Raw genomic sequence first — 20,783 nt, forward strand, 5'->3', positions numbered from 1 at the left:
GAGCTCTCCCATGACTCACCGTACTGTTCTCTCCTCCCGCATCCGCATGCTCACGGGCGCAGCCCTGCTGGGGCTGCTCGGTGCTTGTTCCACGCTGGACCAGGGCAAGTCCCCGGCCCTGGAGAGGAACGCCAACTGGGCGGTGCTGCCGTTCGAGAACCATACGGAAACGCCCATGGCAGGCAGCCGGGCCGAAAGCATTGCCACGGCCTTGTTGAGCAGCCGCGGCATAGGTGCCGTCAAGCGCTATACAGGCGAGGCGCAGCAGGAGACGCTGTTCGATGGCCGCGATGCCAAGCGGCGCGAAGATGCGCTGGCCTGGGCACGCAGTGAGGGTGTGCGTTATGCCTTGCTGGGGGCGGTTGACGAGTGGCGCTACAAGGTCGGCGTGGACGGTGAGCCAGCCGTCGGCGTGGCCCTGGAGATCGTCGATGTGGACAGCGGTGCCACGGTCTGGAGCGGTGCTGGCGGTCAAAGCGGATGGAGTCGCGAGGCTTTGTCGGCTGTCGGGCAGAAGCTGATCCGCAAACTGCTGGGAACGGGCCTGGCCGGCGCCCGGTAAGCATTGAGCAGGATTTCCAGTCATGCAAGATCACGCCACGACACCTGCCGCCACGCCCGATTCCGCGCGCCGCATGGGCATTGCTGCGGAATTCAGAAGCTCGCCACTGGGGTTGCTGGTGCAAACCAGCGAGCGCCCCGGAGTGGTGGCGGCCGAGACCTTGCTGCTGCCACTGCTGGCATTGCTGATAGGTTATGTTTTTAGCCGCAACGACCCGCTCTGGGTGCGTGCCGAGTTTCCCTGGTCCTGGCTTGCGCCCATGATCGTGGCCTTGCGCTATGGGCCCATCGGGGGATTGTCGGCGGCCGGTGTGCTGTTGCTGGGCTGGCTGGGTTTCAACCGCGAGGACTTGAGCCGCTTTCCCGAGCAGTACTTTCTGGGTGGCTTGATGGTGGTGATGATCGTGGGCGAGATTTCTAGTCTCTGGCGTGCCCGCATACGGCGCGAGCGTACCGCGCAGCACTATATGGATCAGCGCACCGAGCAGCTCATACGTCAGCACTATCTGCTGCGTCTGTCACATGACCAGCTGGAGCAGGAGCTGATCGGCCGCCCGGTGTCGATGCGCGATGCACTCAGCGGGCTTAGTGCGCTCAGCGGCGCTCCTGGCGATGCGCAAAGCCTGCTCAATCAGCTGGCACAGTTCTGCCAGATCAGTGCGGCCTGCCTGGTGGCTGTGCGCGACGACAGGATCGAGCCCCAGCCGATTGCCCAGCTGGGCGGTGCCCATGAGGTCCGGCCCGAGGATCCGCTGCTGCGCCAGGCGCTGGAAGCCCGCATGCTGACCCATGTCTCCCAGGGCCTGAGGGATGCTCAACAGACCCGCTATCTGGTCGTGGCTCCGATGCTGGATCTGGGGGGGAGATCTATGGTCTGCTGCTGGTGGAAGAAATGCCCTTTTTTGCTCTGCAGGAGGAGACGCTACAGACCATCAATCTGCTGCTCGGCTATTACACGGACAGCGTGGCTGCCAATCGTCTGGCCCAGCCGCTGCTGCAGGCCTATCCCCTGTGCCCGCGGCCGTTCGCGTCCGAGCTGCAGCGCATGGAGCATGTGAACCGCAGCGCCGGCCTGTGCAGCGTGGTCGTGGCGCTAGAGCTTTCACCGCAGGCGGTGCAAAGCCAGATGGCTCAGCAGCTGATGCGCCTGGAGCGCATGCTGGATCGCTCCTGGCTGATCGAAGGTCGGAACAGGCAGTGGCTGGCCATCCTCATGCCGCTTGGCACCGGGGCCACGGCCGAGGGCTATCTGAATCGTATCGAAGGCTGGCTGGGTCAGCGCGGCATGGACTCCCTGGGAGCGGCCGGCATTTTTCCCCGCACTGTCTTGCTGGATCGCTGCTCGGCCCTGAGCGTGCTGGAGCAGATTGACAGGATGGCCCATGATTAATGTCAAGCTGGCACTGTCCGCTGTGCTGGCGGAGATTGCCTCCTGGAGCAGCCTGTGGCTGCTGCACAACCACTCCGATGCGGCATTGCTCAGCTATCTGGCAGCGCATGCGCTGGCCAGCGTGCTGCTGGCGCTGTGCCTGTCTCCGCTCCTGATGCTGGCGGCAGGTGCCAGGCGCCAGCGTCTGCCGCTGGTCGCGCTGATGGCCTTGCTCTCCTATGCCGTGCCGGTGGTGGGCTTTGTCGGTTCGGTGATTGCGACTGTGGCGTTACTCCGACGGCGCGGCTTGACGGCGCGCAGGGAATTTTCATCGCTGCCGCTGCCTGAGTTCGACCCGCACCAGCAGGCGAGCGGCAGCCGGAGGCAGGCGGGCTTGCAGTCTTTTCTGGCCAATCAGGCGGTTCCCGTGCCCTTGCGCATGCGTTCCCTGGCTGCCCTGGGTCATGTCTCGGGGCGTATTGCCTCGCCCATGCTGCGCATGGCGCTAAGCGACTCCAGCGATGATCTGCGTTTGCTGGCCTACAGCATGCTGGATGCCCAGGAGCGCCAGTTGAGCCAGTCCATACACCAGGAGCTGCAGGCCCTGGAGCGCGCGCGTACGGTCGAAGGAGAGACAATCGGCCCCCGCGGTCTGAGAGCAGCCTGGGCGCTTTCTGATCTGTACTGGGAGCTGATTTACCAGGGCTCGGCGCAGGGTGATGTACGTGACCATGCCATCAAGCAGTCGTTGCATTACTGCAACCGGGTGCTGTCTCAGCACCCGGATACCGCCCTGCTGCAGCTGCGCAAGGGGCGCTTGCTGCATCTGGTGGCCGACGACGAAGGTGCCCAATCCTGCTATCAGAGGGCACTGGAGCTGGGTTTGCCGGCGCCCCGCGTCATTCCCTATCAGGCCGAGCTGCTGTTCAAGCAGCGTCAGTTCGCCAAGGTGCAGGAGCTGATGCGCAGACTTGAGGATCAGCAGGTCATGCCCCGTCTGCGCCCCTGCATCCAGTACTGGAGTGCCTCATGAGTTCTCTTCCCAAGGCTGCGCGGGCCGATATCGCCCTGCTGCTCGAGGGCACTTTCCCCTATGTCAGCGGCGGCGTGTCGAGCTGGGTTCACCAGATCCTTCAAGCCTACCCGCAGCATAGCTTTGCCATCGTCTTTATCGGCAGCCGGCGCGAGGACTATGGCGATTTTCGCTATGAGCTGCCGCCCAATGTGGTGCATTTCGAGGAGCATTTCCTCTATGGTCATGCGTCGGGAAAACTGCGGCCCACACCGCGCCGGGGTGACCCCGAGGTCATGTCCAAGCTGCAGCAATTGCTGCAGGCACTCGAGCGACGGGATGAGAGCCCTGCAGGCAGGGCGGAGGTGCTGGCCGCCATGCGCGCCGTTGCCATGGAGCTGCTGCCGGGCGGCAGCTTGCCGCAGGAAGATTTTCTGCACAGTGAATATATGTGGGAGCTGATACAGGACAGCTACCGGCGCCATTGCACCGATCCGTCCTTTGTCGACTTCTTCTGGACGGTACGCATCATGCTGCAGCCGCTGTGGCTGCTGGCGCGCATCGCCCGGGAGCTGATTCCGGTACGTGTGCTGCATACGGTCTCCACAGGTTATGCGGGCTTCCTGGGCGGCATGCTGCACCATCTGCGCGGGCTGCCGCTGGTTCTGTCCGAACATGGCATCTATACCAAGGAGCGGCAGATCGACCTGCTCCAGAGCCAGTGGATACGCGATAACCGCAATGTCTTCCAGCGCGACCCCATGGAAGTCTCCTTCTTCCGTCAGATGTGGATCCAGTTCTTCGAGTGGATGGGGCGTTTTTGCTATGAGGCAGCCGATCCCATCATCGCGTTGTTCGAGGCCAACCGTCTGCGTCAGGTGGCCGACGGCGCCGTTCCAGCGCGCACCAGCAACATTCCCAATGGCATTAGCGTGAAACGCTTTGCGCCGCTGCGTGCCCTGCGGCCTGCCGTGACACCACCCGTGCTGTGCCTCATAGGCCGCGTGGTGCCGATCAAGGACATCAAGACCTTCATCCGCGCCATGCGCCGCGTGGTCAATCACCTGCCCGAGGCTCAGGCTCTGATCGCCGGCCCCATGTCCGAGGACCCGGCCTATGTAGAGGAATGCCGCAATCTTGTGGACAGTCTGGGCCTGCAGGCGCAGGTGCACTTTCTGGGCATGCAGAAGATCGACGAGTTGTTGCCGCGTGTCGGGCTGGTGGTGCTCTCGTCCATCAGCGAGGCCTTGCCTCTGGTGCTGCTGGAGGCGCAGGCGGCAGGCGTTCCCGTGGTCAGCACCGATGTGGGCTCCTGCCGTCAGCTCATAGAAGGGCTGGAGCCCGAGGACCGTGCATTGGGCGCTTGTGGTCGCGTGGTCGGTATCGCCAACCCTGCGGATCTGGCCGATGCGGCGCTGGAGTTGCTGAAATCGCCCGAGGCCTGGCAGGAAGCCAGTGCTGCCGGGATTGCACGCGTTGAGCGCTACTACTCCGATCAGTTGCTGTTCGACCGCTACCGGCAGGTCTATGACCGGGCCATGCAACATTCCAAGGAATATCACTGATGGCCGGCATTGGCTTTGAACTGCGCCACCTGCTGCGCAAAAACACGCTGACCAGCCTGCTCCAAGCCTATGCCTATGCGGGCGTGATCGGCTCGGGTCCCTGGGTGTTCTCCATCATCGGCATTTTGCTGGTAGGGGTGTTCAGCCTCAGCGTCGTGGCGCCGCCGCTGCTGGTGACCCAGTTTCAGACCTCGGTGACCTATCTGGTGGCCTGCAGCTTGATACTGACCGGTGCGGCGCAGCTGATGTTCACGCGCTTTATTTCGGATCGGCTGTTTCTCAAGCAGGATGAAACCGTATTGCCCAATCTGCACGGCTTGCTGTTGCTGATCGTGGCAGCCGCCAGCGGCCTGGGGACGCTGGCCCTTTTCGTGGTGCTGCCAGGCCAGAGCCTGCTGTACCGGATGCTGATGCTGGCCGGCTTCACGCTGATGTGCGTGGTCTGGATGCTGACCGTTCTGCTGTCCGGCCTCAAGCATTACAAGGCCATCTCCGCGCTGTTCGGGGTCAGCTATGCGCTTATTGTCTTGCTGTCGCTGCCTCTGCGTCGCTGGGGACTGGAAGGGCTGCTGAGCAGCTTCGTGTTCGGCAATATCGTGCTGGTGGCTGGCATGTGGGCCATCGTGCTGCGCGCTTTCCCGATCAAAAGGCGCTGGATCGGCTTCGATTTCATGCAGCGCTCGCTGATCTTTCCGGTACTGATTGCGGTCGGCTTGCTCTACAACCTGGGTATCTGGGCCGACAAGTTCATGTTCTGGTATTTCCCGCCAACCTCGCAGCAGATCATCGGCGGGCTCAGGGCCTCGCTGATCTACGACCTGCCAGTTTTCCTGTCCTATCTGTCCATCATTCCTGGCATGGCAGTGTTCCTGGTGCGCATAGAAACCGATTTCGTCGAGTACTACGACAAGTTCTTCGATGCGGTGCGCGGCGGCGGCTCCCTGAACTACATACAGTCCATGCGCAACGAGATGGTGTATGCGATACAGACGGGCCTGGGCGAGATCGCCAAAGTGCAGACGCTGGCGGTTCTCGTGACCTTTGTCGCCGGTCCGGCCGTGCTGCATTTGCTGGGCATATCGCAGTTATACCTGCCGCTGCTGCATGTGCAGGTGGTCGGTGCCGGTCTTCAGGTGGGTGTGATGGCTGTGCTCAATGTGTTTTTCTATCTCGACGAGCGGCGCATCGTGCTTTTGCTCTGTGCACTGATGGTGGTGCTGAACATCGTCTTTACTGGCATCTCGCTGGCGCTGGGGGCGGCTTTCTACGGCTATGGTTTCTGCCTGGCAATGCTGGCAACCCTGTGTACAGGTCTGTTTCTGTTGACGCGCGAATTGGACCGGCTGGAATACAAGACTTTTATGCTGCAGTAACCGGGCCGGCTGCAGGTCTCGGCAGCTGCAGCCCCGAGTTCGCCCGGGTGCAATGGCTGAAAGGCACGATCCATGTTCCGAACAAGTTCATGGTTTTGCGACCGGCGAGTGACGTTCTGTCCCGTCTGCGCGACAATAGCGGATTCGGCGCTGGCGGCAGCCCGGCTTCGGGACGGCTGCGGTGGCCCCGGACGGGAGACAAAGCCCCTGCCTCCGCTTTTTCCACTTCAAATTTTGACGCCATGAAAAAACGTACCCTGCTGGCCTCGGTGGCCCTGACTGCAATTTTGGCTGCCTGCGGCAAGAACGAGTCCGCAAGCAACACCGCTGCAGCTCCTGCGCCCACTCCTGCGGCAGTTGCCGCCAAGCTGGTGGTGGGCCTGGACGACAACTTCCCGCCCATGGGTTTCCGTGACGAAAAGAACGAACTGGTCGGTTTCGACATCGACATGGCTCGTGAAGTCGCCAAGCGCGCCAATATCGAAGTGGAGTTCAAGCCCATCGACTGGAACGCCAAGGAAGCCGAGCTGCTGGGCAAGCGTGTGGACGCTCTGTGGAACGGCCTGACCATTCTGGAAGAGCGCAAGGAAAAGATCCTGTTCTCCGACCCCTACATGGTGAACAAGCAGATCATCATCGTGAAGGCCGGCTCTCCCATCAAGGGCAAGGCTGACATGGTCGGCAAGATCGTGGGTGCCCAGGAAGGCTCCAGCGCCGTGACTGCCCTGACCAAGGACAAGGAACTGTCGGACAAGTTCAAGGAAACAAAGCTCTTCGGCGACAACATCGCTGCCATGATGGACCTGGAAGCAGGCCGTCTGGATGTGGTGGTGGTGGATGAGGTGGTGGGTCGCTACTACGTCAACAAGAAGCCCGACAACTACGTGGTGCTGGCCGAGGACTTCGGTACCGAAGACTACGGTGTGGGCTTCCGCAAGGACGACGAAGCCACTCGCAACAAGGTCAACGATGTGCTGACCGAAATGAAGAAGGACGGCAAGGCTGCTGAAATCGCCCAGAAGTGGTTCGGCGCCGACGTCATCAAGCACTAATCCCTTTTTGACGGACTGCACCGGCAATGCCTGGCATTGCCGGTTTTTTTTGCGACGACAATGCGTGCAAACACTTCCTCCTGCGCACGCCCGTGCCTGTGGCGGGCTTTCGATAGCTGCAGCGCCACACTGAAGGCCATTTGATGGACTATGTAATCTCGCTCCTGGGGCCCATGTCGGCTGGTGCCCTTGTCACACTCAAGCTGTTCTTCATCACGCTGGCGCTGTCCATTCCCATGGGCCTGGCGCTGGCGCTGATGCGCATCTCCAGCATCAAGCCGCTGAGCAGCGCCGTGGGCGCCTATATCTGGCTGATGCGCGGCACGCCGCTGATGCTGCAGCTGCTGTTCGTGTACTTTGCGCTGCCCTTTGTGCCCTACATCGGTGTGCGCCTGCCCGACTTTCCCGCCGCCGTGGTGGCGTTTGCGCTGAACTATGCGGCCTACTTCGCGGAGATCTTCCGCGCCGGCATCAAGTCCGTGGATCGCGGCCAGTACGAGGGAGCCAAGGTGCTGGGCATGACTTATGCCCAGACCATGCGCCGCATCGTGCTGCCCCAGATGTGGGCCCGCATCCTGCCGCCCGTCAGCAACGAGACCATCACCCTGGTCAAGGACACCTCGCTGATCTATGTGCTGGCACTCAACGATCTGCTGCGCGTGGCGCGCGGCGTGGTGCAGCGCGACTTCAGCTTCACGCCCTTCATCGTGGCTGCGGCCTTCTATCTCATCATGACCCTGGTGCTGACCTGGGGCTTCCAATATCTTGAGAAAAAATATGCCAAGTACGACGCCTGACGTGATGATTTCCGCCCAGGGCATCCACAAGGCCTTTGGCAGCAACGAAGTGCTGCGCGGTGTCTCTCTGGAGCTGCTGCGCGGCGAGGTGGTGGCCGTGATCGGCCCGTCCGGCTCGGGCAAGAGCACCTTTTTGCGCTGCCTCAACCACCTGGAGACGATTGACCGCGGCACCATCAGCATCGAAGGCGAGGTGTTGGCACGCTCCGAGGGTGAGGCCAGGGCTCAGTACGTGAGCGATGCCGAAATCCGCAAGATCGGCCGCAAGATGGGCATGGTGTTTCAGTCCTTCAATCTGTTTCCCCACCTCACGGTGCTGGAAAACATCATCGAGGCGCCCGTCATCGTCAAGGGCATGAAGCGCGAAGACATCATTCCCAAGGCCGAGGCCCTGCTTGCCAAGGTGGGGTTGGCCGCCAAGCGCGATGCCTATCCCAATCATCTCTCAGGCGGTCAGAAGCAGCGCGTGGCGATTGCCCGTGCGCTGGCCATGGAACCCGACATTCTGCTGTTCGACGAGCCCACCTCGGCGCTGGACCCCGAGCTGACCGGCGAGGTGCTGCGCACCATGCGCGAGCTGGCCGAGGAGCACATGACCATGCTGGTCGTGACCCACGAGATGGGTTTTGCGCGAGAGGTGGCCAACCGCGTCATCTTCATGGACGGCGGCTACATCGTCGAGCAAGGCCCGTCCGAAGCATTCTTTGTGGCGCCTCAGCACGAGCGCACCAAGGCGTTTCTGCAGAATATGTTGTAAATAAGTCGCAGCTGTCGATGCGATTTCATATCGCAAAAAAGGCAGTTTGCGCATGCACAACAAGCACTGAATGCTCCTGAAACAGGAGTGATGACTCTGCGATCCAAGCCATGCCTTGAAGAAACATTCACGAATGTATGTTTACTTGGGGCTAACCCGAGCTTTTTGCCGAGCTTGTCGGCACAATACCAGTTTGCTTTCTCTTGAGCGGCTATTCACGCATGTCACCCAACGCACCCTTTGTGGAACTGCGCAATGTCACCTTTGGCTATGGTGACCGCGTCATCCTGCGCGATCTGTCCCTGCAAGTGCCGCGCGGCAAGGTCACGGCGCTGATGGGCGCATCGGGCGGCGGCAAGACCACTGTGTTGCGTCTGATCGGCGGGCAGAACCATGCCCAGCAGGGGCAGGTGCTGTTTGACGGCCAGGATGTGACCATCATGAATGCGCAGCAGCTCTACGCCGCGCGTCGCCGCATGGGCATGCTGTTTCAGTTCGGTGCACTGTTCACCGACATGAGCGTGTTCGACAACGTGGCCTTTCCGCTGCGCGAGCACACCGATCTGCCCGAAGAGCTGATTCGCGACATCGTGCTCATGAAGCTGCATGCCGTGGGCCTGCGCGGTGCGCGCGATCTGATGCCTTCCCAGGTCTCGGGCGGCATGGCCCGCCGCGTGGCACTGGCCCGCGCGATTGCGCTGGACCCCGAACTCATCATGTATGACGAGCCTTTCGCGGGCCTGGACCCCATTTCGCTGGGTACCTCGGCACAGCTGATCCGCCAGCTCAACGATGCCATGGGCCTGACTTCGATTCTGGTATCCCACGATCTGGAAGAAACTTTCCGCGTGGCCGACCATGTGGTGATTCTGGGAGCCGGAAGCGTTGCTGCCCAGGGCACACCCGAAGAGGTGCGCGCCAGCACCGACCCGCTGGTGCAGCAATTCATCCATGCCAGACCCACGGGGCCTGTGCCGTTTCACTATCCGGGCGTCAGCGCCGACGAGGACTTTGGCAGCAGGAGGCGTGCATGAACTTTCTCGCACGCATTGGCCTGGCAGTGCGCTGCCAGCTGGTCAACATGGGGATTGGCGCACGCCTGCTGTGGCGCCTGCTGGGTTTGATGGGGCCGGCGCTCAGGCGCCCGCGCCTGATCGGCGACCAGATTCACTTTCTGGGCAATTATTCGCTGGCCATCATCGGCGTCTCCGGTCTGTTCGTGGGCTTTGTGCTGGGTCTGCAGGGCTATTACATCCTGCAGCGCTATGGCTCGGCCGAGGCGCTGGGCATGATGGTGGCCCTGAGCCTGCTGCGCGAGCTGGGGCCTGTGGTCACGGCCCTGCTGTTCGCGGGTCGTGCCGGCACGGCCTTGACGGCCGAAATCGGCCTGATGAAAGCCGGTGAACAGCTGTCAGCCATGGAAATGATGGCGGTGGACCCCGTCAAACGCATTCTGGCGCCGCGCTTCTGGGCCGGGCTGATCACCATGCCTTTGCTGGCTGCGGTCTTCAGCGCCGTGGGTGTGCTGGGTGGCTGGCTGGTGGGCGTGGTGATGATCGGCGTCGACAGCGGTGCTTTCTGGGGCCAGATGCAGCAGGGCGTGGACTGGTGGAGCGATCTGGGCAATGGCGTGCTCAAGAGCTTTGTCTTCGGCCTGGCCGTGACCTTTGTGGCCCTGCTCGAAGGCTATGCGGCCAAGCCCACGCCTGAAGGAGTTTCCCGTGCCACCACCCGCACCGTGGTCGTGGCCTCGCTAGCGGTTCTGGGCCTGGACTTCCTGCTCACCGCAACCATGTTCAGCATTTGAGGCTGCTCAGCAGATAGAGGTAAAAAATCATGCAGCAAAAGAAAAGTGATGTCTGGGTCGGCCTGTTTGTGCTGATCGGTGCTCTGGCCCTGGTGTTCCTGGCCTTGCAGTCGGCCAATCTGCTGAGTCTGAATTTCCAGAAGACCTATGCGATCACGGCGCGTTTTGACAATATCGGCGGACTCAAGCCCAAGGCGGCGGTCAAGAGCGCCGGCGTGGTCGTGGGCCGTATCGAATCCATTACCTTCAACGACCAGACCTTCCAGGCCGACGTGGCCATGAGCATGGAAACCCGTTACGCCTTTCCCAAGGACAGCTCGCTGAAAATTCTGACAAGCGGCCTGCTGGGTGATCAGTACATTGGTATTGAAGCGGGCGCCAGCGAAGAGAACCTCAAGGCAGGCGACCGTGTGACGGCCACCCAGTCTGCCGTGGTGCTCGAGAATCTGATCGGTCAGTTTCTCTACAGCAAGGCGGAGCAGGGTGGTGATTCCGGCGCTGCCGCAGGCAACGGGGGAGCGAAAGAATGATGACTACAACAAGCCCACAGACGAAATTGACGTCAGACGAGAACCAGGCGCTCAGGCGCGTTGCGCTGGCAGCCAGCGTTTCCGTAGCCGCACTGCTGTCCGGCTGCGCCACCACCACGGGCCCTGCCAACCCTGCCGATCCGCTGGAGTCCATGAACCGCAGCATCTATTCCTTCAATGAAGGCGTGGACGAGGCGGTCTTCAAGCCCGTGGCCACGGCCTATCAGACCGTGACGCCGCGTGTGGCGCGTCAGGGCGTGAGCAACTTCTTCGACAATCTCGGCGATGCGTGGTCCTTCGTCAACAATGTGCTGCAGGGTCAGGGTCAGGGGGCTTACAACTCCATGGTGCGCTTCAGCGTGAACACGGTGCTGGGCATAGGCGGTCTGTTCGACATCGCCAGCGAGGCTGGCATCGAGCGCCATAAGCAGGACTTCGGCCAGACTCTGGGTCGCTGGGGCATGCCCACGGGGCCGTATCTGGTGCTGCCTTTCTGGGGGCCGTCCACGGTGCGAGATTCGGCCGGCCTGGTGGTCGACGCCTTCGGCTATCCTGCCAACTCCATGGATGACGTGCGCTGGCGCAACAGCCTGTTCGGTCTGCGCATGGTCAACAACCGTGCCAATCTGCTCAAGGCCGGCGATGTGCTGGACTCCGTTGCGCTCGACAAATACAGCCTGGTGCGCGATGTCTATCTGCGCTCACGCATTGGCGGCGCGGCGTCCGGCGGCGATGGTCGCCTCGAAAACTATGATGACGACAACGCCGGCAAGCTGCCCCCGGAAGGCCAGTGAGCCGGTAGAGCTTGGTTACAAACATGATGCACAGGCTGCGCGAGTGCGGTGACACTTGCGGGCCTAGGAGAAAAAACGCAATGAAGATTACTCGTCGCATGTGGGGCATGGCAGCAGGTGCCGTGCTCGCTCTGAATCTGGGGCTACCCGCAGCCCAGGCTGCTGAGGAAGCTCCCGATGCACTGGTCAAGCGCGTCTCTGCCGATGTGCTGGAGACCATCAAGAAGGATGCCTCGCTGCGCAACGGCGATTCCAGCAAGATCAATGCACTGGTCAACGAGAAGGTCATGCCCTATGTGGACTTTCGCCGCATGACATCGGCCGCTGTCGGTCCGGCCTGGCGTCAGGCCACGCCCGAGCAGCGCCAGAAACTGCAGGATGAGTTCAAGGCCCTGCTGATTCGCACCTATGCGGGGGCCCTGTCCCAGGTCGGTGATCAGACCATTACCGTCAAGCCTGTGCGCATGGCAGCCGGCGACACCGACGTGCTGGTGCGTACCCAGGTCAACGGCCGTGGCGACCCCGTGCAACTGGATTTCCGTCTGGAAAAACAGGCCACGGGCTGGAAGCTCTACAACTTCAACGTGCTCGGTGTGTGGCTGGTGGAAACCTATCGCAACCAGTTTGCGCAGGAAATCAATGCCAACGGCATTGACGGCCTGATCAAGACCCTGGCCTCGCGCAGCTCCATGCCGGCCACGGCGAACAAGTAAGCAAAGCGCTGCAGACGTCATGGCCCGCTCAGCTAGCAACCCTCTGCAACTGCCCAAGGAACTGACCTATCGTCAGGGGCGCGACTGTCTGCTGCGCCTGCGCCCGCTGGTCACGGGCCATGCGGATGCCCAGGTGGTGCTGGATGCCAGTGCCGTCAAGGTGTTTGACTCGGCGGCTCTGGCCGTGCTGCTGGCCTGCCGGCGTGCTGCCCAGGAGGCGGGCAAGCAGCTCGTCGTCGAGGGTCTGCCCAAGGGCCTGCAGTCCATGGCCGCGCTGTATGGCGTGGATGGCTTGCTGATGCCCGCTCCCATGCCCGATGCGGCCGCCACCGCTCAGCAGGGCTAGGCTGACGAATCACTGTGTCCGGCTAAGCCCCGCCAAGGCAGAGGCTGTGGGCAAGCCCTAGAATCATGGGCTCCATGTCCGCAGTCTCATTCCAATCCGTCTCCAAGACCTACCGTACCCCAAAAGGGGATTTTCAGGCCCTCAAATCGGTGAGCCTGGATATCGAGGAAGGTGAATTCTTCGGTCTGCTCGGCCCCAACGGCGCCGGCAAGACCACGATGATCAGCATCCTCGCCGGACTGGCTCAAGCCACGGGCGGGCGCGTGCTGGTGCAGGGCAGCGATGTGCAGGCGAACTACGCCGATGCACGCCGCAAGCTGGGCATCGTGCCGCAGGAGCTGGTGTTCGACCCCTTCTTCAATGTGCGCGAGGCCTTGAAGTTCCAGTCCGGATATTTCGGCGTCAAGAACAACGACGACTGGATCGACGAGCTGCTCGACAGCCTGGGCCTGACGGACAAGGCCCACAACAATATGCGCCAGCTCTCGGGCGGCATGAAGCGCCGCGTGTTGGTGGCTCAGGCCCTGGTGCACAAGCCGCCCATCATCGTGCTGGACGAGCCCACGGCCGGCGTCGACGTGGAGCTGCGCCAGACGCTGTGGCATTTCATTGCCAAACTCAACAAGCAGGGCCACACGGTTCTGCTGACCACTCACTATCTCGAAGAAGCCGAGGCGTTGTGCAGCCGCGTGGCCATGCTCAAGCGCGGCGAGATCATCAAGCTCTCGCCCATGAGCGAGCTGCTCAAGTCGGCTTCCAGCAATGTGTTGCAGTTCAAGACCGATAGCGCCCTGCCCAAGGCCGTGGCCGACAGAGCGCGTGTAACCGGTCGAATCGTGCAGATTCCCGCCGCCCATGCAGTCGATGTGGAGCAACTGCTGGCCGCCTTGCGCGAGGCGGGTGTGACCCCCGAGGATGTGGAAATCCGCCGCGCGGATCTGGAAGATGTGTTCATCCACATCATGAATGAAGGCTCCAGGACACAGGCTCCTGCAGGAGGTGTCCAATGAACGGCTGGCAGACCCTGCTCAAAAAGGAAGTGCTGCGCTTCTGGAAGGTGAGCTTTCAGACCGTGGCCGCACCGGTGCTCACGGCCGTGCTGTATCTGCTGGTTTTCGGTCATGTGCTCGAAGGCCGGGTCATGGTCTACGATCGCATCCCCTACACCGCGTTTCTGATTCCCGGCCTGGTGATGATGAGCATGCTGCAGAACGCTTTTGCCAACAGCTCGTCCAGCCTGGTGCAGAGCAAGATCATGGGCTCGCTGGTGTTCGTGCTGCTCACGCCGCTATCGCACTGGGCCTGGTTCAGCGCCTATGTGGGAGCGGCCATTCTGCGCGGCCTGCTGGTCGGTCTGGGCGTGTTTGTGGTCACCTTGTTCTTTGCCGTGCCCGATTTTGCCGCGCCGCTGTGGATTCTGGTGTTCGGCTTTCTGGGCTGTGCCCTGATGGGCACGCTGGGCCTGATCGCCGGTCTCTGGGCCGAGAAGTTCGACCAGATGGCAGCTTTCCAGAACTTTTTGATCATGCCTCTGACCTTTCTGTCCGGCGTGTTCTATTCCGTGCACTCGCTGCCCGGCTTCTGGCAGGCGGTCAGCCATGTCAACCCGTTCTTCTACATGATCGACGGCTTCCGCTATGGCTTCTTCGGCCAGAGCGATGTCTCGCCCTGGCTCAGCTTCGCCATCGTGGGCGCTGCCTGGCTGGCTGTGAGCGCGCTGGCCGTGCACCTGCTGCGTATCGGCTACAAGATTCGTAACTGATTTTTAGAATTGACGCGGGGCTGCTTGCGAGACAATGACCGGTTTCGCCAGCTTTGCGCTTAAAGGTTCCCCATGACTGCAGACCAACTCAAAGACCTGATCGCCGCCGGCCTGCCCTGCGAGCATATTGCGCTGGAAGGTGACGGCCGACATTGGTTTGCCACCATTGTTTCTGCACAGTTTGAAGGCCAGCGTCTGCTGGGCCGCCAGCGCCTGGTCTATGCCACGCTGGGCAACCGCATGGCCACCGATGAAGTCCATGCCCTGTCCATGAAGACCTACACCCCGGCAGAATGGGCTGCTGCCCAGGCTTGATGCGAGTCGAGACGCAAGATTGATAGCTGTCAGTGCTTGCTACATAAGCGCTGAGTGCATTTTTTACATATAAACATTCAAGGCTTGAAGCCATGGACAAACTCAAGATCCACGGTGGTCGTCCCCTCAAGGGCGAAGTAATCATTTCCGGTGCCAAAAACGCCGCTCTGCCTGAAATGTGTGCCGCACTGCTCACGGCCGAGCCCGTGCATCTGCACAATGTGCCGCGTCTGCACGATGTGGCCACCATGCGCAAGCTGCTGGCCAACATGGGTGTGCAGACCGAAACCCATGGCGAACGTGGCGGCATGAGCTTTGTGGCACCCGACAGCCTGGTGCCCGAAGCGCCTTACGAGCTGGTCAAAACCATGCGCGCCTCGGTGCTGGCCCTGGGTCCGCTGCTGGCCCGCTTCGGCCACGCCAAGGTGTCGCTGCCCGGCGGCTGCGCGATCGGCTCGCGCCCCGTGGATCAGCACATCAAGGGCCTGCAGGCCATGGGTGCCATCATCACCGTGGAAAACGGCTATATGCATGCCAGCCTGCCCGAAGGCTGGAAGCGTCTGAAGGGCGCACGCATCACCACCGACATGGTGACCGTGACCGGCACCGAGAACTTCCTGATGGCCGCTGCGCTGGCCGAAGGCGAGACGGTGCTGGAAAACGCCGCCATGGAACCCGAAATCACCGACCTGGCCGAGATGCTGATCAAGATGGGGGCCAGGATCACCGGTCACGGCACCAGCCACATCGTGATTCAGGGCGTGGACAAGCTGCATGGCTGCGAGCATCAGGTGGTGGCCGACCGTATCGAGGCCGGCACCTTCCTCTGTGCCGTGGCGGCTACCAGCGGTGAAGCCTTGCTGCACCACGCGCGTGCCGACCATCTGGGCGCGGTGATCGACAAGCTCAAGGATGCGGGCGTGAGCGTGGAGTGCGTGGATGGCGGCCTGAAGGTGGCGTCCTCCGGCAAGCTCAAGGCCCAGGGCTTTCGCACCACCGAATATCCGGGCTTTCCCACCGATATGCAGGCCCAGTTCATGGCGCTGAACCTGGTGGCCGAAGGCACTAGCATGGTGACCGAGACCATCTTCGAGAACCGCTTCATGCATGTCAACGAGATGGTGCGCCTGGGCGCGCGCATCACCACCGACGGCCGCGTGGCGACCATCGAAGGCGGCAAGCGCCTGTCCGGTGCCACCGTGATGGCGACCGATCTGCGCGCTTCGGCCAGCCTGGTGATTGCCGGTCTGGTGGCCGAGGGCGAGACCATCGTCGATCGCATCTACCACCTGGATCGTGGCTACGACCGCATGGAAGACAAGCTGCGCGCCCTGGGCGCCGATATCGAGAGAATTTCCGCATGAGCACCGCAACGCCTGTGACCATAGCCCTGTCCAAGGGCCGCATTTTTGAAGAAACCGTGCCCCTGCTGGCCGCCGCCGGCATAGTGGTGACCGAGGATGTGGAAAAGTCGCGCAAGCTGATTTTCGACACCAACCGTCCCGATGTGCGTGTGGTGCTGGTGCGTGCATCGGACGTGCCCGTCTATGTGCAATATGGCGGCGCAGACCTGGGCGTATCGGGCCTGGACTCGCTGATCGAGCATGGCGGCCAGGGCCTGTACCAGCCGCTGGACCTGCAGATTGCCAAGTGTCGTGTCAGCGTGGCCGTGCGCAACGGCTTTGACTATCAGCTGGCCGTCAAGCAGGGCGCGCGTCTGCGCATCGCCACCAAGTACCCCGAGATTGCCCGCAACTTCTTTGCCAAGAAGGGCGTGCACGTGGACATGGTCAAGCTCTACGGCTCCATGGAGCTGGCGCCGCTGACCGGCATGGCCGATGCCATCGTCGATCTGGTGTCCACCGGCAACACGCTCAAGGCCAACGATCTGGTCGAGGTCGAGCCCATCATGGACATCAGCTCGCGTCTGGTCGTCAACCAGGCTTCGCTCAAGCTCAAGCAGGCTCCGCTGCGCCACATCATCGATGCGTTTGCGCAGGCCGTTGCCGCCAAGAACAACTGATTTTCCCTACTGGTAAATACTATGGAATTCGTAGCTGTCCCCGCCCGTCTGTCAACCGCTGATGCCCAGTTCGAGCATGATTTTGCGCAGCGTCTGCACTGGTCGGCGGACACGGATGCAGCCATCGAGCAGCGGGTGGCCGACATCCTGGCCGATGTACAGCAGCGCGGCGACGCCGCCGTGCTTGAATACACGGCACGCTTTGACGGGCTGCAGGCCGATTCCATGGCTGCGCTGGAGCTGACCAAGCAGGAGCTGAAAGCCGCCTTCGAGAGCTTGCCGGCAGCCGAGCGCGAAGCGCTGGAGTCGGCGGCGCGCCGCGTGCGCAGCTATCACGAGGCGCAGAAAAAGGCCAATGGTGAGAGCTGGAGCTACCGCGACGAAGACGGCACGCTGCTGGGCCAGAAGGTCACGCCGCTGGACCGCGTGGGCATCTACGTGCCGGGCGGCAAGGCCGCCTATCCGTCCAGCGTGCTGATGAACGCCATTCCCGCCCATGTAGCCGGTGTGCAGGACATCATCATGGTCGTGCCCACGCCCCAGGGTCAGAAGAACCCGCTGGTGCTGGCTGCTGCCTATGTGGCTGGCGTGCACCGCGCCTTCACCATCGGTGGCGCCCAGGCCGTGGCTGCCCTGGCCTACGGAACGGCCACCGTGCCCAAGGTGGACAAGATCACCGGCCCCGGCAATGCCTATGTGGCCAGCGCCAAGAAGCGCGTGTTCGGCATCGTGGGCATCGACATGATTGCCGGTCCTTCTGAAATCCTGGTGCTGGCCGACGGCACGACACCGCCCGACTGGGTGGCCATGGATCTGTTCAGCCAGGCCGAGCACGACGAGCTGGCCCAGTCCATCCTGCTGTGCCCCGATGCGGCCTATCTCGATGCCGTCCAGGCCGCGATCGACCGCCTGCTGCCCGAGATGCCGCGCAAGGCCATCATCGCCAAGAGCCTGAGCGATCGCGGTGCACTGATTCTGACCAAGGACATGGAAGAGGCTTGCGCGATCAGCAATCGCATCGCGCCCGAGCATCTGGAAGTCTCCAGCCGCGACCCGCACCGCTGGGAGCCTCTGCTCAGGCACGCCGGCGCCATCTTCCTGGGCGCCTATACCTCCGAGAGCCTGGGCGACTACTGCGCCGGCCCGAATCACGTGCTGCCGACCAGCGGCACGGCGCGCTTTTCCTCGCCGCTGGGGGTGTACGACTTCCAGAAGCGCAGCTCCATCATCGAAGTCAGCGAGGCCGGTGCCCAGATCCTGGGCAAGACCGCCGCCGTGCTGGCCTATGGCGAAGGCCTTCAGGGCCATGCCAGGGCTGCCGAAATGCGCCTGAAGTAAATCCGCCGGTGCTTGCCCATCAGCCGTGGCCCGTCCACGGCTTTTTTCATTTTCGGGCAGGTCGGCATGCCCCCCGTTTCGGGGCAAATCATCTCCAGATGTTTCATGATGCGGGAATGTGCGGATTTGCTGTGACACTCGGCGGGCTGCGTGGCAGCGCAGCATTTAATAGCCAATCACAACAAGGGAGCGTGAAGATGAATCAGGTCATGAGTTCCTGGCAGCAACGCGGCTGGCGGCTGCTGGGCGGATTGCTGCTGATCGCGGGGCTGGCCGCGTGCGGTGCACCGCCTTCGGCGCAGGACGCCTTGCAGGTCGCTGAGAGCGCATCGGCAGCGCCGCGCACGCCCAGGGTCGAGTCCACACTGGGCACGCAATGGGGGGAAGGGCGAGAGTCGGTCACCCGGACCGTGGAAGCCGCGCGCCTGGATCCCGAACGCCCACGAACCGTGGCACAGCTGCGCTACTCCGATGAGGTCAGCATCCGCCGCGCCCTGGGGCGCAGCATTGATCAGCAGCTCAGCGTGCAGCTAGCCGACGGCGATGTGGAGTGGGTGGTGCAGGACGGGCAGGGCCGGCCGCTGCCCATCTACACCATGCGCGGAGCTCGGGACTATCAGCTGGCCGGCCGTCATGGCGAGCGCTACGAGCTGGTCTACAGCAATCGCAGCCAGCGCCACTATGAGGTCGTGGTCACGGTGGACGGCCTGGATGTGCTCACCGGCCAGGCCGGCAGCGTGCGCAATGCCGGCTATCTGCTGCGCCCCGGCGAGACCCTGCGTATCGAGGGTTTTCGCAAGAGCCAGCGTGAAGTGGCAGCTTTTCGTTTTGCCGGCAAGGAGCGCGCCTATGCCGGCAATACCCCGGCTGGCGATGCGCGCAACGTGGGCGTGATCGGAGCGGCCCTGTTTGAAGTCCGCCTGCAGGGGCGCGATGCCGCTCGGCCGGCGCCAGAGCCCCGTGGTGCGGCCGAGCCTGCGGCTTTTCCCGCCGACGGCAGATATGCCCCGCCGCCGCAGTACCGGCGCTGAGGGCTGTGGCGCTGCCGCCTGCAGCCGTAGCGCCTGTCAGATTCGCCTGCTGAACTGGCCTAATCCGTCGTCGTCATAGAACTCCAGCCAGAGGCTTTGGGCCGGCGCTGTGTCACTTGCCTCGAAGACCGCCAGCGAAATGCTGTGCGGAGCTGCGCTTTCGTTGCCAGGAACGAAGCAGAACTGGCCGCCGCTCCAGTGCTGCAGCACATAGGTCTGGGCTTGCGGGCCTATGCTCAGCTGCAGCCGGTTGTCGACGAGGCTGACCTGCACCGGGCCATGGTAGGCGTTGTCATAGCTTCCCGCATAGCGCTGCAGCGCGCCCGGAGGCTGGGGCGTAGACGGGGGCTGCTGGCCCAGCAGGGAGCCCGTGGGCGCCATCAGCGGAGCGATCTTTTCGCTGTACAGCGACCACCAGTCCTGCGTGAGGCGGCCGGTTTCCATCAGGTCCACGAACTGGCGGCACAGGGTTTCGGGAACGCCTATGGGAATGCCGTTGGTGAGCACGATGACGGCGGCGTCCAGCGAGGGAATGAGCATGAAGCAGGTGGCTGCACCCAGCATGAAGGCGCCCGAATGGCTGAGGAAATTCAGCCCGCCATCGGTCGCTGCGACATTGAAGCCGAAGCCGTAGTGACCTCCCGGCGCCTGGGCCTGCCAGGCGGCTTGCAGGGCTGCAGGGGCGACCAGTTGCTGTCCCTGCCAGCGCCCCTGCGCCAGCAGCAGAGACAGCCAGCGCGCCATGTCGTTGACGCTGGAGCTGGCGCCGCCGGCCGGGGACTGGGGGTCGGCATTGCGCGGCGTGCCGCGCTGCCAGCTGCCGTCATCGGCGCGTACATGGGGGCTGGCACGGTTGGCCTGCTGCATGAATTCGGCATAGACCGATGTGGTTCGCGTCATGCCCAGAGGCACATACAGGGTCTGGCGCGACAGACTCGCCCAGTCGGTATTGGCAGCGCCTGCGACGCCCACGGCGGCGGCGGTCAACCCGGCATTGGTGTAGGCGTATTCGCTGCGCAGCGGCTTGACGGGCAGCAGGCGCAGCCGCTCCAGCACCACCTGCTGGCCGTTGCCCAGCTCCTCGAGCTTGTCGCCCGCATGGTCGGGCAGGCCGCTGCGGTGGGCAAACAGATCGCCCACGGTCAGCACCGCGCTGCTGCCCGGATTGCGCAGCGCAAACCAGGGCAGCAAGTCCTGCATGCGGCTGTCCCAGGAGACCCGTCCCTGGCCGACCTGGCGCGCCACCACGGTGGCAGCCAGGGATTTGGAGACCGAGGCCAGCTGGAACACGGTGTCGGCATTCACGGCCGCACTGCCGTCGGTCTCGCAAAGCCCCAGGCCTTGGGCGGCAAGCGTTTGCGTGCCCTGGACCACGGCCCAGGCCATACCCGGAACACCGCTGACACGGCGCAGCGTCGCGGCCAGCTCGGGCAGTCGCCGGGCTGCCTCCGCGGCGCTCAGACCTTTTGCCGGCCCATCGTCTCCGCCGCAGCCCGCCAAAGCCAGCCCGGAGCCGGCCGCGATGCCCAGGCCGGCTCCGGCGCGGACGGTGCGATCGAGCATCTGGCGTCTGGTCCATTCAGTCTTGGATGGCTGGCTCATGATTTCTCCTCCCGGTTGGTGGGTCTGCGCTTGCAG

Annotated in this window: 23 protein-coding genes; 22 read left to right on the forward strand and 1 reads right to left on the reverse strand. The window is 62.9% G+C overall.

The annotated features are described in order from the left end of the window. The first annotated feature begins 10 nt into the window (after positions 1 to 10). The 22 genes from CSE6_RS02205 (at position 11) to CSE6_RS02305 (ending at position 19,145) form a co-directional block, all read left to right on the forward strand. A complete protein-coding gene (locus CSE6_RS02205; protein ID WP_012837057.1) occupies positions 11 to 562 on the forward strand; it encodes a hypothetical protein in 552 nt (183 codons plus the stop codon). Between the two features lie 22 nt (positions 563 to 584). Next, entirely contained in the window at positions 585 to 1,619 is a 1,035-nt protein-coding gene (locus CSE6_RS02210; RefSeq protein ID WP_238585629.1) for a hypothetical protein, read from the forward strand. Beyond that, positions 1,607 to 1,951: a PelD GGDEF domain-containing protein gene (locus CSE6_RS26385; RefSeq protein WP_238585630.1), complete on the forward strand. Its 345-nt coding sequence runs from the start codon at positions 1,607 to 1,609 to the stop codon at positions 1,949 to 1,951. The genes CSE6_RS02210 and CSE6_RS26385 overlap by 13 nt, the downstream gene beginning before the upstream one ends. Beyond that, positions 1,944 to 2,963, forward strand: a complete 1,020-nt coding sequence (locus CSE6_RS02215; RefSeq protein ID WP_059439802.1) for a hypothetical protein — start codon at positions 1,944 to 1,946, stop codon at positions 2,961 to 2,963. The genes CSE6_RS26385 and CSE6_RS02215 overlap by 8 nt, the downstream gene beginning before the upstream one ends. Further along, entirely contained in the window at positions 2,960 to 4,507 is a 1,548-nt protein-coding gene (pelF, locus tag CSE6_RS02220) for a GT4 family glycosyltransferase PelF (RefSeq protein WP_054074469.1), read from the forward strand. Before CSE6_RS02215 ends, pelF begins: the two co-directional genes overlap by 4 nt. Further along, complete coding sequence (gene pelG, locus CSE6_RS02225) at positions 4,507 to 5,880, forward strand: exopolysaccharide Pel transporter PelG (protein WP_034357448.1); 1,374 nt, start codon at positions 4,507 to 4,509, stop codon at positions 5,878 to 5,880. Before pelF ends, pelG begins: the two co-directional genes overlap by 1 nt. 242 nt (positions 5,881 to 6,122) lie before the next feature. After that, positions 6,123 to 6,932 (forward strand): amino acid ABC transporter substrate-binding protein, encoded by an 810-nt coding sequence (locus tag CSE6_RS02230; RefSeq protein WP_034357450.1) that lies wholly within the window; start codon positions 6,123 to 6,125, stop codon positions 6,930 to 6,932. 143 nt (positions 6,933 to 7,075) lie between these two features. Beyond that, on the forward strand, positions 7,076 to 7,729 hold the full coding sequence (locus CSE6_RS02235; protein WP_003058677.1) for an amino acid ABC transporter permease: 654 nt from the start codon (positions 7,076 to 7,078) through the stop codon (positions 7,727 to 7,729). Then, the gene (locus CSE6_RS02240) at positions 7,710 to 8,486 is read left to right on the forward strand and encodes an amino acid ABC transporter ATP-binding protein (RefSeq protein WP_003062063.1); all 777 of its coding nucleotides are present in this window, start codon (positions 7,710 to 7,712) and stop codon (positions 8,484 to 8,486) included. Before CSE6_RS02235 ends, CSE6_RS02240 begins: the two co-directional genes overlap by 20 nt. A gap of 221 nt (positions 8,487 to 8,707) precedes the next feature. Further along, positions 8,708 to 9,520 carry an ABC transporter ATP-binding protein gene (locus tag CSE6_RS02245; RefSeq protein ID WP_034357452.1) on the forward strand — a complete coding sequence of 271 codons (813 nt, stop codon included), beginning with the start codon at positions 8,708 to 8,710 and terminating at the stop codon, positions 9,518 to 9,520. Continuing rightward, positions 9,517 to 10,293: a lipid asymmetry maintenance ABC transporter permease subunit MlaE gene (gene mlaE, locus CSE6_RS02250; protein WP_003062071.1), complete on the forward strand. Its 777-nt coding sequence runs from the start codon at positions 9,517 to 9,519 to the stop codon at positions 10,291 to 10,293. The genes CSE6_RS02245 and mlaE overlap by 4 nt, the downstream gene beginning before the upstream one ends. Positions 10,294 to 10,322: 29 nt before the next feature. Continuing rightward, positions 10,323 to 10,823 carry an outer membrane lipid asymmetry maintenance protein MlaD gene (mlaD, locus tag CSE6_RS02255; RefSeq protein WP_034357454.1) on the forward strand — a complete coding sequence of 167 codons (501 nt, stop codon included), beginning with the start codon at positions 10,323 to 10,325 and terminating at the stop codon, positions 10,821 to 10,823. Then, positions 10,820 to 11,617 (forward strand): VacJ family lipoprotein, encoded by a 798-nt coding sequence (locus tag CSE6_RS02260; RefSeq protein ID WP_059439803.1) that lies wholly within the window; start codon positions 10,820 to 10,822, stop codon positions 11,615 to 11,617. The genes mlaD and CSE6_RS02260 overlap by 4 nt, the downstream gene beginning before the upstream one ends. Positions 11,618 to 11,697: 80 nt before the next feature. Further along, positions 11,698 to 12,330 (forward strand): phospholipid-binding protein MlaC, encoded by a 633-nt coding sequence (locus CSE6_RS02265; protein ID WP_034381574.1) that lies wholly within the window; start codon positions 11,698 to 11,700, stop codon positions 12,328 to 12,330. A 19-nt stretch (positions 12,331 to 12,349) separates the two neighbouring features. After that, entirely contained in the window at positions 12,350 to 12,676 is a 327-nt protein-coding gene (locus CSE6_RS02270) for a lipid asymmetry maintenance protein MlaB (protein ID WP_034381577.1), read from the forward strand. A 74-nt stretch (positions 12,677 to 12,750) separates the two neighbouring features. Continuing rightward, a complete protein-coding gene (locus CSE6_RS02275; RefSeq protein ID WP_034348309.1) occupies positions 12,751 to 13,686 on the forward strand; it encodes an ABC transporter ATP-binding protein in 936 nt (311 codons plus the stop codon). Then, positions 13,683 to 14,438: an ABC transporter permease gene (locus tag CSE6_RS02280; protein ID WP_003058656.1), complete on the forward strand. Its 756-nt coding sequence runs from the start codon at positions 13,683 to 13,685 to the stop codon at positions 14,436 to 14,438. Before CSE6_RS02275 ends, CSE6_RS02280 begins: the two co-directional genes overlap by 4 nt. A gap of 72 nt (positions 14,439 to 14,510) precedes the next feature. After that, positions 14,511 to 14,753, forward strand: a complete 243-nt coding sequence (locus tag CSE6_RS02285; RefSeq protein ID WP_003062090.1) for a BolA family protein — start codon at positions 14,511 to 14,513, stop codon at positions 14,751 to 14,753. A gap of 92 nt (positions 14,754 to 14,845) precedes the next feature. Continuing rightward, the gene (gene murA, locus CSE6_RS02290; protein WP_034357460.1) at positions 14,846 to 16,117 is read left to right on the forward strand and encodes a UDP-N-acetylglucosamine 1-carboxyvinyltransferase; all 1,272 of its coding nucleotides are present in this window, start codon (positions 14,846 to 14,848) and stop codon (positions 16,115 to 16,117) included. Further along, positions 16,114 to 16,776 (forward strand): ATP phosphoribosyltransferase, encoded by a 663-nt coding sequence (gene hisG, locus CSE6_RS02295; RefSeq protein WP_045838452.1) that lies wholly within the window; start codon positions 16,114 to 16,116, stop codon positions 16,774 to 16,776. Before murA ends, hisG begins: the two co-directional genes overlap by 4 nt. Before the next feature lie 21 nt (positions 16,777 to 16,797). Continuing rightward, complete coding sequence (gene hisD / locus CSE6_RS02300; RefSeq protein WP_059439804.1) at positions 16,798 to 18,114, forward strand: histidinol dehydrogenase; 1,317 nt, start codon at positions 16,798 to 16,800, stop codon at positions 18,112 to 18,114. A gap of 98 nt (positions 18,115 to 18,212) precedes the next feature. After that, entirely contained in the window at positions 18,213 to 19,145 is a 933-nt protein-coding gene (locus CSE6_RS02305) for a hypothetical protein (protein ID WP_059439805.1), read from the forward strand. A gap of 36 nt (positions 19,146 to 19,181) precedes the next feature. Here CSE6_RS02305 and CSE6_RS02310 read toward each other — a convergent pair whose 3' ends face one another. Next, a complete protein-coding gene (locus CSE6_RS02310) occupies positions 19,182 to 20,747 on the reverse strand; it encodes a serine hydrolase (RefSeq protein WP_059439806.1) in 1,566 nt (521 codons plus the stop codon). Between the last annotated feature and the right edge of the window lie 36 nt (positions 20,748 to 20,783).

The organism is Comamonas sp. E6, from assembly GCF_001010305.1.
Lineage (GTDB): Bacteria > Pseudomonadota > Gammaproteobacteria > Burkholderiales > Burkholderiaceae_C > Comamonas > Comamonas thiooxydans.